General features: G+C 49.5%; 9 protein-coding genes. 4 read left to right on the top strand and 5 right to left on the bottom strand.

Annotated elements, in window-relative coordinates:
* Nucleotides 1-23: 23 nt before the first annotated feature.
* The 5 genes from K8S15_04690 to K8S15_04710 all read right to left on the bottom strand — a co-directional run bounded on the left by K8S15_04690 (nt 24) and on the right by K8S15_04710 (nt 8741).
* Nucleotides 24-2456: a hypothetical protein gene (locus tag K8S15_04690; protein ID MCD4775333.1), complete on the bottom strand. Its 2433-nt coding sequence runs from the start codon at nt 2454-2456 to the stop codon at nt 24-26.
* The gene (locus tag K8S15_04695; GenBank protein MCD4775334.1) at nt 2443-4035 is read right to left on the bottom strand and encodes a DUF2723 domain-containing protein; all 1593 of its coding nucleotides are present in this window, start codon (nt 4033-4035) and stop codon (nt 2443-2445) included. Before K8S15_04695 ends, K8S15_04690 begins: the two co-directional genes overlap by 14 nt.
* Entirely contained in the window at nt 3938-6130 is a 2193-nt protein-coding gene (locus K8S15_04700; protein ID MCD4775335.1) for a hypothetical protein, read from the bottom strand. Before K8S15_04700 ends, K8S15_04695 begins: the two co-directional genes overlap by 98 nt.
* Nucleotides 6127-6897 (bottom strand): hypothetical protein, encoded by a 771-nt coding sequence (locus tag K8S15_04705; protein MCD4775336.1) that lies wholly within the window; start codon nt 6895-6897, stop codon nt 6127-6129. The genes K8S15_04700 and K8S15_04705 overlap by 4 nt, the downstream gene beginning before the upstream one ends.
* A 122-nt stretch (nt 6898-7019) precedes the next feature.
* Nucleotides 7020-8741, bottom strand: coding sequence for a T9SS type A sorting domain-containing protein (locus tag K8S15_04710; GenBank protein ID MCD4775337.1), 1722 nt, complete (start codon nt 8739-8741; stop codon nt 7020-7022).
* 249 nt (nt 8742-8990) lie between these two features.
* Between K8S15_04710 and K8S15_04715 the strand changes: the two genes are divergently transcribed.
* The 4 genes from K8S15_04715 to kdsA all read left to right on the top strand — a co-directional run bounded on the left by K8S15_04715 (nt 8991) and on the right by kdsA (nt 13052).
* The gene (locus K8S15_04715; protein MCD4775338.1) at nt 8991-10382 is read left to right on the top strand and encodes an MBL fold metallo-hydrolase; all 1392 of its coding nucleotides are present in this window, start codon (nt 8991-8993) and stop codon (nt 10380-10382) included.
* A gap of 87 nt (nt 10383-10469) precedes the next feature.
* Nucleotides 10470-11570 (top strand): hypothetical protein, encoded by a 1101-nt coding sequence (locus K8S15_04720; protein MCD4775339.1) that lies wholly within the window; start codon nt 10470-10472, stop codon nt 11568-11570.
* Nucleotides 11555-12277: a 3-deoxy-manno-octulosonate cytidylyltransferase gene (kdsB, locus tag K8S15_04725; protein MCD4775340.1), complete on the top strand. Its 723-nt coding sequence runs from the start codon at nt 11555-11557 to the stop codon at nt 12275-12277. The genes K8S15_04720 and kdsB overlap by 16 nt, the downstream gene beginning before the upstream one ends.
* Nucleotides 12264-13052 (top strand): 3-deoxy-8-phosphooctulonate synthase, encoded by a 789-nt coding sequence (gene kdsA / locus K8S15_04730; GenBank protein ID MCD4775341.1) that lies wholly within the window; start codon nt 12264-12266, stop codon nt 13050-13052. The genes kdsB and kdsA overlap by 14 nt, the downstream gene beginning before the upstream one ends.
* The last annotated feature ends 1 nt before the right edge of the window (nt 13053 follow it).

Raw genomic sequence — 13053 nt, forward strand, 5'->3', positions numbered from 1 at the left:
TCAGTTTTTCTCTGGCATCGTAGTCATTTGTGTTCTTCTTGTCGGGGTATACCTTCCGAGAGATATTCACCCCATTCTAACATGGATTCAACCGCAGGACTAAGATAATTAAGTTGCCTCAGCAAGCGGTAGTCTTCCATTGCCGCTTCTATAGAACCGTTCATCCATAAGTATCGGGCTCTTCGATATCTGGCCTCATGGAAGGCTTCGGCTTTATCAATGCATTCAGAATAGAATTCGATAGCCTGGTCAGGGCTGCCTGTGATTCCTGCGATATTTCCCCTTATCAGGAGTGTATAGAGATTTCTGTTCAGTGACAACGATGAGTCGCCCCAGAGTACAGCAAGGGAATCCATCCCGGCAAGGGCGGCCAAACCGCCCGAAACGGAAAACGTCCAGGGAGAGTGAGCCTCCGACCCGTTCATTACCGCCATTACGGAATCCATGGATCTATCACGCATTCCGCAGACGAACATCGCCGAGGCTTCCACTATACTGGAATCGGCCCCTGACATATCTCCCTTCAGGTACTTATCCCATATGACAGGATGTACATTTAATGGAGGTATACTGTTCTCTGAAGGGTGTTCACCGGCAAGCAGGGCCAGGCATCCCGTCAGCATTTCATCTCCTGAATATTCTGCCGCTTCAAGAGCCTCATCGAATCTCCCGTTTCTTGCGTTGGCCCACGCCTGCAACTTCCTCATCCTTGGATCATCGATGCATGGTGTATCTCCCCGCAGTGCTGACCTGAGAGCTGTTTCCAGACTGTCGTTTCCGAACTTGAAGGGAAGAGTATCGGTATCCGTTATAGAGCCATCGGAAAACAGAAGCGCTGTGGTTGTGATGATCGAAGGCGCGAAGTTAAGAGGGGGGGATGAAGCCAGCAGCAATTCTTCCTTCCAGCCTTCAGGCACCAGATAAAAAGGTGTTTCAAGAAATAAATCCTGGGACAGAGGGTCTATATGGGGAAAGCTGTGCCACTGGAATCCGATTGATTCGATGTACGTTTTCCTGCCGTATACGATGGTGACACTGTCCCAGTATACAGGACACCAAAGCGGGCTTGCCGAGAGTATGTAAGCGGATGATTCGCCGGGTTTCGGCCAGTCGTAAATGGCCAGGTTGATTCCGCGGGAATCTAATATGTTCATGACCGTGCGTGTGTCCTGCATGCGGGAACAGGCCAGAATAAGGTATTCGGCGTACATTCTTTCCGGGAATAGGTGACAACGCCCGTCCATGTACAAAGGTAGTCTTTCTCCGAAAGTGTACTGGAGGTATCCTGAAATTTCATTCGTATTGAATATCCTGGTTTCAAGCAGCTCATCGTTTTCTTCCAGGAATTCTGCCAGCTGTCTGGGATATATGGACCAGTCCACTCCGAGTCCTATTTCCCTGGGAGGACCGAACTCCATAGGTATTCCTGTTACGAACGGAACAACAGCAGCAGCAGCCAGCATCACTGTCGAAAGGCTGAATGGAACCCGCTTCAGGAGGGGGGCTGTCCAGGCTATAGCGGCGAGGGCGAGCATATCGATATTTCTACTGGAAAGAACGGTAGCAATTGAAAGAGCCCCCAGGGCTACCATTCGAGCTGTGCCAATTTTCTTCCTTTTAATTATCACCAGTGTCCATGTGGCGGCAAGGATTAATACAAGGATGATGGCAGTCGTTGAAATCGAATGGCCCGGCTGGTACAATGGATGAAAGGGGCTCCACCATTCCCTTATTGTTTTCCTGAAGAGGGGGCGGGAAAGGAAATCAGTGATGTAAGTGAATGACTTGAAACCGTTCGGGTGAACGCCGCAGCTCAGAATTGCCGCTCCCAGAACCCCGATTTTACGGATTACTGTCTTCCAGTTTTTCGCAAGCAGGCTCTCAAGGACTGGAATGCCGAGAAGAAAGTAACCCATAATGAATCCTGCGTGGGCATTGGTCCAGAGTATCTGAAGGGGAATGAAGATTGCGAGGGATTTCATGAAGCCGCCCGTTCCTCTGGCGAGAAGATAGAGGTAGAGGCTGAAAAAGAAGAGGGATAATATATGGGGCCGAACGATCCACCTTCCATGGCTCAGGATGAACCAGAGGAGCCCCGTGAGGACTACAGCCTGAACACTGGCCCCTCTCCGTCTGGCTGCAAGATAAACGAGCAGTATTGAAAATACTATCGTAAGAGTTTTAAACAGTACAAGACCCGAATCTCCACAGGTCATCCGGGAAGCGGCAAAGAACACTTCCGCCAGCCATTCCTGCTGAAGCCATGTATTCCCCCTGCAGGTCCAGGTGAATGGATCAGATGTGCGTATCTCCCCGGTTTCGATGATGTCTTCTCCATTGCGAAGATGCCAGAAGATGTTACCGTTATGCACTGGAGTCATGCAGTAGATCGCGCAGACCGCGAGAAATCCGGCAAGCAGAATCATGGTTCTGGCAGAAGATTCAGTATTTATCAAGTATCGTCCTTATCCTCTCTTCAGCAATCCTGTTTTCAACGTAGTTCAGCGCCTTTTCTTCGCAGATAATCCTGTCATTTTCATCTTCGGACTGTATCGCCCTTCGTGCCCATAATTCAGCAATTTCATCGGACGCGAATATATCATGAACATCTCCCTCGTAGCGGAAAATGTCGTATATGTTCCAGTCAACCGTATCGCCTTCCGAAGTAAAAAGAAGCCCGTTGAGATGGAGTTCAATCTGGTCCCAGCCGCGTGTTGCGTAGACCCGTCTTCCCGAAATATGGTCCGGTAGTTCGGAAGGTGGCGGAATCCGGAAAAAGCATTTGAAAGCATCCATTGGAAGTATGTCAGGTCTTATATCCTCTACTTCAAGGAGATACGCGGTATGGTATGTAGTCATGCCCACAGATACAAAGACCGCTTCGGGAGCGGTTCCTCTGATGAAATCACGGGTAATCAGAGGAGCAGCAGTATCGTTTCTCCTGGAAGCGTGGGAGATACCGGACAGTATCGAAGCCAGCAGCAGAATCCATGCAGCAGTTCTTTTGTAGACCCCGCTGCTCAGCATTCTGCCCAGGCCCAGAGATGCCCAGATCGTAAGGGGAACCAGAAGTATCCAGAGTATGCTGGCTGTATCCGGTATGGAATAGCTGGACAGGAAAATCAGACCGGCAGCCGCTGTGAGGAAAAGACCAGGGGACCACCTGCGGGAGTAAAATATGAATATTCCGATAACCGTAAGCGATATTACTCCTGTACTTCTGTAGAGAGCTTCAAACCCGCGGAGAGCAGGTACTGTCAATCTGGAGCCGTATATTGTAAGGTAATTCCAGAGAAGGGGGACATTCGCCGGATACGAGTAATGGCATACGGCCTGGAATGTTGATCTTATTGGAATGAACAACCAGAGAGAGAGTGGTATTATTCCGAACAGCACCCATCTTCGTTTGAAAATTCGTGATACTATGGATGGAAAAAACAGCACTGATACCGGATGGCCTCCGAACAAGGATAGTGAGAAGAAGTACGGACCTGCCGGTGAATTCCTGAGAGCAAGCGCGGTCAACACCAGAAGAATCGCAAATCCGTGAACTTCTACGATGTTAAGCTGTCCTAAAACAGGTCCGAGCGTGAAGAGTAGAATTGAACCGCTCAGGGCTCCCGCCCTGCTGCATCTAAAACTTCTTATAGCGGCGCAGGCGGCGATTACGCCTCCCCCCGCAAAGATGGCGGATGCAATCCTGAGGCAGGCATAATCAAGATTCATGCACGGAATGATAACGGAAAACAGCCTCAGCATGAAAATGAAAAGAGGATAGCCCGGCGGATGTGGCAGTTCCAGGTTCGTGCCGCACAGGACGAATTCAGGACCATCGATGAAATCGAACCCGGAAGAACCTGTAAACCAGGCTGCAGCACTGATTGCGGCTGCGACTATCAGAACCAGGCAGAGGTATCGCCTGTGCCGCACTATTCCTTTAATCGGCGGAGACCGATGACAGTGCATCATGCGATTCGGAAAGAAAGTGACTGAAAAGCTCGTTCTCAGGGTAAAGCTGTGAAGCATAAAATGCATGTGTCCGGAGCCTCCTGTTGTCGCCGGCTTCAGCAGCCGCGAGACAGGCTATCTCAAGAAGAGATGGATTCGGCTCCCCGGATGCGGCAATGGCTCTTTCGGCGTAGGCCGTCGCTTCCTCTGCACGGTTTGCATGCAGATACCACACAGCGGCGGTTCTGAGGATAGAGGGAGAAGCGGGATTCAATGCAAGGCATTTGTCAAGAAGATCCTCATGATCAGGTGTGCTGCCAGCTGTTATGGGCGCCATGAGACGTGAGGACATTATTTCAATGGAACCGGGGAATTTCGAGACGCCTTCAGAATAGAGGGAATCGTAATCGCCATTTTCCAGAGCTGTCAGATGTATTGCCCATGCGTAATGGTTTGCCCGGGCGTCAGGATGAGTCACAGCTGCCCTGGCCCAGGAGGCAGCTCTTTCCGAATATCCGTTCATTGAACAGGCTCTCGAAAAAGCATTGAAAAGCTCAGGTGATGCCCCGCTAATTTCCATTGCCCTCTGGATGAAGAGGGTATCCGTATTTCTCGATGCTCTGGCCAGTATTATCCCGGCAACATCCACACGATCAACAAGTTCTGGATTTGACAGAACCTCGATCATAATATTCTCGAATTCCTTCATCCTGCCCTGTGAAAAAGCCAGATTCAGCCCTGTTTTGTACGCGTCAGGCGAATCATCGCCCTGGATTACAGCAATTTCGTATGCCCATCTTGCTCTGTCCATATTGCCGTCATCCAGTTCCGACTTCGCCAGGTTAAGCATATTACCGCCCGCACTTGCCGCAGCGGTTGCGACCGGAAGGGAAAAATCCAGTCTTCCGTTTCTGCATACCGCGTCGTTGAGCCATGAGTAGTATTCTACAAATGAGGTTGTTCCCTCCGACTGGAACAGTATTACGAATAGAACTGTGAGTAGCCCGGCTACAGTTCCTGGAATGGCTTTCCTGACAAGCATTGCGAATACGCAGAGTACTGATGCGGGAATTATGTAGATTCCCCATGAAACACCCGCTGGACTGGAGGAAAGGAGAAACAGGACAGGCGCCAAAAGGAATCTTGATATCCATCCGGGCCCCGGGAGCAGTGTAACTGAAATCGCAAGAAGAGCAAAGACTGTTGTCGACCAGCCGACGGCAAATGAAGCTGAGACAGCGATTATGAACATTGCTGTTCGGGCAATACCTTTCGCAGTCCGTGATAACAAGATAAGAAGTGCCGCAAGAAGAGCGCCGGCAATTGATATGAAATCAGCGAATGTCATCACTCCGGATGCCGCGATATATACACTGAGAGCTCCGGACAGGGGAATTGATACTTGCCAGAACGAGTGTTTAAGGGAAGTTGCATACTCCTTCCACTCATCCCTGTGAAGAGTTCTGTAGAACCATGCCAGAATGAGTGTAACCGGAAGGAGATCAATAAGGTAAGTTGTATAATGGAGTGAACCTGTGAAATGCGGAGCCGTTACCGCATGCCACTGGAAGTATTCCTGAACCGTTAAAGCGTAGGGGAAGTGGTTGACAGTCAGGAGGTACACAAGACTTGGCCAGGTGAAGAACACCAGGAATACCGGCGCGAAAACAACACTCGTGGTTATACCTCTCAGAATTTTTCTGTTCGATGCGACTGCCCATGAAAACACACCGGCGAGTGCGCACCCTAAGGCAGCTTCGATCCTTATACCGGATGTGGTGCCTGTCAATTCCACCATAGGGTTGAAAAAATTCATCAGGAAGAATACAGCGTTGTTTCTGTGCAGTGGGAAATACCCGATAGCGGTCGATGATCCCATTATGAAATCAAGAAGGGGCGGGAGCAGTGTCAATGTCCAGGCGAAGATCATAAGACGCAGCAATTTTCTCAGGGGGTATCCCGAGAAAAGGTGCAGCAATCCCGTTAACCCGAGCATCGGGAATAAGTAAGCTATAGGGAAATGAAAAACAAACGCGGACAGGGGGAAAAGCAGCCCGGCTGAAACCGATTCAAGGAGATTTCTAGTAATTATCGTTGCCGCGAACAGCGCGATGAGTTGAGCATCTGAAGCTTTAATCCCAGAAATTCTATCCAAGGTGCTTACGATTAAATTCCTTTTCATTGGTAACTCCAGATATCATTGGTGTCTTCAAATATGGAAAGAGCGGGAACACTGCCCGGAAGGTCATCTGCCCATCTGAGTCCAGCAAGCAGCTGAATCGTAGAGAATAGACCACCTCTTGTAATTCCGCTTGGAGTGGAGCCGTTTATCCCTTCTCCCGCAAAAACACACCACCCCCTTGTATCAGGATTTTCAGAAATGGAGAACAGTACGATTCTGTATCGGGATAGAATATCAGGGGCTGTCCAGTATTCAGATATTTTAAGGACTGAGGATAGATCCGGGATTCTGAGCACCATCAGAATAAGATCAGGTTTGTACATGTCGAATAACTCCAGAAGAACATCCTGACGATTCGTGTTATTCAGCCATGCGGTTCCGGAAATTCCATCAAGAAGTTCTTCCGGTTGCGATCGTACGTTGCCGCCGCTGTCTACCCATATCCGGATATGGTCTCTGTTTATCTCGTAATCAAGGCAGCTGTCGCTGATGAGAGCCACAAACAGATCGTTTTCGAGAGCTTCGGTAACAAGCTGATTGCTACTATGGTCATCCTCGCGGGAGTTCGGGGTATCCGGAAGAAGCATGGAAGCAGACACGTTGTTGCGGCCCGATGAGATATCCCAGGGCAGGCGGGGGGATATTCCGATATCCCTGAATTGAATGATAACAGTGGGAGAGTAATCTGAACCTGTGTTGTCAGATTTATCGACTTTATTACCGCATCCTGCGATAATGAGTAGAAGGACCGGGATACATCGGGTCAAGGTTACCTCCATGGTTGTTTTTCTTCCGCAGGCGGAAATATAACCAAAAGCCTCAGGCGGGTTAACCTCAATAAAAAAGCAGGGACCCTTAAGAGGATCCCTGCATGAGAAGCGATCAACAGTTAGTTTGAGAGAACCACTTTCTGTGCTGAGATCTTATCGTTTGCGAACAGCATTATAAAATAGGTTCCATTAGACATGTCTGAACCTTCGAACTGCACCGAGTGGGAACCGGCCTGCATCTCTTCGTCTATAAGTGTGGAAGCAATTCTGCCGCTCATATCGTAGACACACATTTTGGCATTTCCATCGAATGGAAGGTCAAAGGTTACATAGCCACCGGCCTGGATGGGATTGGATGAGACATTCAGATTGAGAAGGTCTGTGGTTGAGGGGGATCCCTCTATGCCTGTAGTAGCCGTAATATTGAAAGTGTACAGGTGATCCAGAGGGGAATTGGACATAAATGCCGGGAAGAAGATCGCGTAGTCCCATCCGTCGGCGCCGACTGAAACACTGAAATCGCCGGTTGTGGGATCGCATTCGTACCAGTCGAAGACGAGTCTTCCGGCGTTATCCTGCATGATTACGCCGAGGTTCCATTCGAAGCTATCTCGGCCGTTGAAGGCCATTTCGATCCAGTCATTCTGATAGTTCGTCAGATCAACTTTTATCCAGTGGATGCCGTATCTATCCGGCTCGTAGTTGGTTGTCTGGTCACCGCTGGCCGGCAGAGTCGTAATGTTATGCCAGGGAAGAACCCTGGGGCCCGGGGTCCAGGTGGATGCTTCTTCTTTGTACATACCGCAGCCGGAGAACCAGTTACCTGCGGTGAACCATCTCCAGCAGCCGTAATCCATGAAGAACGATTCGAAATCGGTTCCGTGGCTGGCGAACATCTGCTCGTGGGCTTCGATCAAGCTGCTCCCGGATATTGCAGCGCAGTTTTCCCACACTTCGCGAACAGCTTCGTAGTTCCATCTGTCCCACATCATCCATGGCCATGTGAAAGCACCGTACCAGTACATCGCGTTGGAACGGATATCCATCCAGGGGGTACGGAGTGCGTTATCGCCGGAGGTGATGTACTGCCTGTAGTCGTCAACGTCGGGGTATACCATTTCTTCCATCCAGACCGCGCAGTTTTCCATGAACCAGGTTTGTTCTTCGTAGCTGTAGGAGAACTGGATGGCGTGCTGGAATTCGTGGGCTACAGTGCAATTTCTACAACCAACGTTCGTGATACTATTGCCTATGACAACATGGCTTGCGGAACACGCCTGGGAGGAATCGGGCGGGTGGTATTCGCCGTTGCGACTTGTGTATCCGAGTGTTCCTCCTTCAAGGTGGCAGATGTAGATATCGTAGAGATCGTCGCCGCCTACGCCGTTATCGGGAGGGGGATAAATAAAATTCATTTCGTTACATTCAACCTGCCAGGATGAATCCGCAGCGACGGCAACTGTGTACGCGTACGAATAGCTGGTCGCGTCTACACCCGAATTGGTCCAGTGGATTTTGAAGTGACCGTCATCTGAGTTGAACGTCTGTACAGGCCCGCTAAGGATGGGACGGCTTGCAAGCGGTGAGTCGATGTCAGCGGTAAGTCGGCTGGCTTCGAGAAAAGCGGGTGTTCCGCAGGGAACGTGATCGGTTCCCTCTGTATAAATCGATGGCAGATTATCGTAATCCGTTACGCTCCGGATCAGAAGATCCGCTGCAACAGTATTTGTGATCTCTCCCGTTTCCAGAGCCGACAGAATTCTGTCCATGGAAGTATCTCCAAGCGCGATGCCGGAGATAATCAACAGAAGAGAAGCAAGAAGAGCAAGAGTACTTTTCATTGATTCACCCTTTCAATAATTTCCGGGTGCATTGACACCCGAGTATTTGTGACAAAGTAATTACCTGTGGTACAATATCTTGCAGTAATCATCCGCATAGTCAATAGATCGGTAACATCGTATTGATTCTGCAAAGATACATTCAATATAAGGTAACGTCCATACGATGAATAGGGTTCCCGAAGCACAATTCCGAGGTTGCACAGGGTCTGCTTCCTCATCATAGTCGGGCTTTGGAGGTTAATGTAAATGAGAATTACTTTTTACGGAGCAGCACAGTCAGTTACCGGTTCAAAACACTTGCTGGAGGTCAACGGTAGAAAAATACTTCTGGACTGCGGCCTGCATCAGGGCCACAGAAAAGAAAACGAGAAACTGAACAGGGAGATGCCCTTCGATCCGGGAGAACTTGATTCCATAATTCTTTCCCATGCCCATATTGATCATTCGGGGAATCTTCCCGGAGCCGTGAAACATGGATTCGGAGGGATGATAACCTGCACCTTCGCAACGAGAGATCTTGCGGCGATAATGCTTCCCGACAGCGCACACATTCAGAAGTACGATACTCAGTATATAAATAAGAAAAGGGAACGAGAAGGACTGAAGCCCATTGAGCCTCTTTACGATGCTGAAGATGTCACAGAAACGCTCAAGCACTTCATGTCCATACCCTACAACAGATCGTTTCCTGTATTTCCGGATATCTCACTCAGATTCCTCGAAGCCGGGCATATATTGGGTTCCGCCCAGGTGGAACTCACAATAAAGGAGAAAGGAACGCAAAAGGTTCTCCTCTTCTCCGGAGATCTTGGAAGACCCGGAAGACCGATTTTGAAAGATCCTGACATGAGCGCACACGCGGATATTCTGATCATGGAAAGCACCTACGGCGGCAGGAATCATGGGAAACAGGAAGAGTCGCTGCAGAAGTTCAGAGCCATAGTCAACAGCACATTCAAATCCGGCGGAAAGCTTATAATTCCGTCTTTCAGTGTGGGACGCACGCAGGAAGTCCTTTTCGACATCCATGAACTGGTGGACAGGAATGAAATGCCCCCAATGAAAGTGTACGTTGACTCTCCTTTGTCTTTTGACGCCACTGAGGTTTACAAGCTTCATCAGGAGTGTTTCGATACGCACATGCGTGAGCTTCTTTACAGTAACAAGAGTCCTTTCCAGTTTGAGGGTCTTTATTTCACCCAGGGGGTAGGTGATTCCAAGGCTCTGAATAATGATTCCAGCCCTATGATCATTATCTCAGCCTCTGGAATGTGCGAGAATGGGAGAATCCTTCATCATCTTAAAAATAATATCGAAGACGAAAGAAGTACCGTGCTCGTTGTCGGGTTCATGGCGATGCATACGCTGGGCAGAAGGCTGCTGGAAGGCGAGAAACAGGTTAAGATATTCGGCGAGGAGTACACGGTGAATTCCCGTGTTGAAGTTATAAACGGGTTTTCAGCTCACGCTGATTCCGATGCCCTTGTTGATTACGCTGAGAAAGTCGGCAGTAACGCTGAGCGTATATTTCTTGTTCATGGCGAGCCCGATCAGAGTTCAATACTTTCAAACAGAATCGCGGACAGGATAAATACGATACCTGTAGTTCCCGCAAGGGGTGAAACGTTTGAATTGTAGTCACAGGATAACGGTCAGCTGGAACATTGTACAACCTGTCAGGATACATCGACTGATGATAAGGAAACGCGAAACACTGGAGACAATATGACCATTTGCACCTGTATTGTATTTGTTCTTTCAGGGATTTTCTCTGTTGATTACCTGCCTCCGCCTGATGGAATCGGTTCGGAAATACTGCCCCTGAACACAAGATCCTTCGGCATGGGTGGAGTATGTGTCGGAGTGCCTGACAGTACCGGTTTTTCGATGCTTAATCCCGCGGCTTCCGCCTGGACTCTTGATGGGGGTGTCTGCTTCGGGGGGAAATACAGTGAAGGAGATGTGAAAGCCTGGGATAATCAACTTGGTTTTCCGATGATCTCGGCCTTTGTGCCCTTGCCGGGAGGAATCGTGATATCCGGAGCCATAGATGGCAGAAGCAGGCTTGATTCCGAGCTTCAGGAAGCTGTCAGTGACAACTATACAGGAGAATTTACCTGGTCCGGTGGCATTGTGGAAACCTATACCGGCATCTCTATCAGCGCTAACGACTGGCTGGCCTTATCGTTTGGAGGGCGCTGCTCCTTCGGAAATATCCTTTCCGATATAACACTGATCCCATCCGACAGTATTTCTCCGATTCCGATCAATTCCGTTTACCGTGATGATGCCCGTTTGAGAATGGCATGGGGCGGCACATTCGGGATACTTGTCAATACTGACCGATTCGGGCTTGGATTCTCGATATCAACCGACAGGAAGGGAACCCTTGAAGTAAACAGGGACTTTCTAACGTCAGGATCACCTGACAGCTCCAGCAGCATCTATTCCCTTCCAGGTGAAATAACCGCAGGAATATCCTTCAGACCGGTTGAAAGGCTTCTTTTAGGTGTTGATATCTACAGTAGAAAAGTCCTGAACATCCTCGGAAGCTGTACGGATGACGGAAGTGTATATTCGGTTGGAGCGGAAGTGAATGTGGGAAACGGCTTATTAACCCGCTGCGGATTCAGCTATATGGATGGATTATGGAGGGACGGGGCTGAAACCTTCTCTGCCGGTGCCGGATACAGTTTCAGCGAAGGAAGGGCCGGAATAGATATTGCGGCCGGTTATCAGTACTGGCGCGGCGTTCAGGACCGCTTCCAGGAGGAAACGGTGTTATGTGTTTCATTATGGGCTACTGAGAAATGGCTGGGACGATAGCTGCTTCAGATAGAATCATTGCCATAGTCCCCGCCAGGTACGCTTCCACAAGACTTCCCGGGAAGCCACTGGCGGACATAGCAGGCATTCCAATGATAATCAGAGTACTGCAGGGGATAAGTGATTCCGTTGACAGGGCAGTGGCGGCAACCGATGATAAACGTATTATGAATACCGTACAGAACGCCGGCTTTGAGGCTGTTTATACTGGAGAAGCCATATCAGGTACTCAAAGGGTCTTCGATGCCTGGAAACTGCTTGGTTTTCCGGGAGATACCATAATAAACGTGCAGGGTGACGAACCCCTTGTAAATGAAGACTGGATCAATTCACTCACATCGGTACCCGCTCAGGATGATCGAATTGTTACACTTGCCAGGGAAACACCAGCTGAGCTCATAGGATCACCCGATTCAGTCAAAGTCGTGCTTGATGAAGAGCGGGAAGCTCTGTATTTTTCCAGGTATCCCATTCCTCATGGTTCGGATAATCTGCTGGAACACATCGGAATCTATTCTTTCAGTCCGGAATCGCTGACGAGGTGCGTCGAAGCAGGGAGTACCTTTCTTTCCAGGGCTGAAAGGCTTGAACAGCTTGCCTGGCTTGAACGGGGAATTCGAATCCGGGTTGTAACCGGTGAATTCCGGGGAATAAGTGTTGATACTTCGGAAGACCTTGAGAGGGCGGTGGATTATTTCAGTACATGATAAAACCCCGTTTTTTGTAATTGGCCCTTGCAGCCTTGAATCCAGGGAAATATCGGCAAGAGTTGCCGAATTCACGGCAGAACTTATAGGATCACTGGATCAACAGGTCGAGTGGGTTTTCAAGGGTTCCTTTTTAAAGGATAACCGAACCAGCCATAATTCCTACCGGGGTCCTGGAATGGATGAAGGCTTGAGGATACTGGAAGAAATTTCTGAATCGTTCGGTGTCAGAACCATTACCGATATTCACAACGCGCAGCAGGCCGTTCCTGTAGCCCAGGTGGTCGATGTTATCCAGATCCCGGCGTTCCTATGCCGGCAAACCTCGATTCTCGAGGCGGCAGGAGCTGCTGGAAAACCGGTGAACATTAAAAAGGGTCAGTTCATGAATCCTGAAAACATGAAGGGTGCTGTAACGAAGACTTCGGAAGCAGGATGTCCTGAAATTTGGTTGACCGAAAGAGGCACGTTTTTTGGCTACGGTGATCTCGTGGTTGATTTTCGTTCACTTTCGGTAATGAGCGAATTCTCGGACAAGGTTATTCTGGATGTGACCCATTCCCTTCAGCGCCCCGGAGCAGCCGGAGGTCAAAGTGGTGGCTGTCGGGAGTACGCTCCCGCCCTTGCGAGGGCAGGTGCGGCATGGGGTGTTGACGGCCTCTTTATTGAGACGCATCCTGACCCTTCTTCAGCGCTGAGTGATTCCGCGACAATGGTGGATTTCGATACTCTTGAAGCCATGGTAAGGAAAGCTGTTTTTCATTGGGAAAGCTGAT

The sequence above is a fragment of the Candidatus Aegiribacteria sp. genome, assembly GCA_021108005.1.
Classification (GTDB): domain Bacteria; phylum Fermentibacterota; class Fermentibacteria; order Fermentibacterales; family JCC-6; genus Aegiribacteria.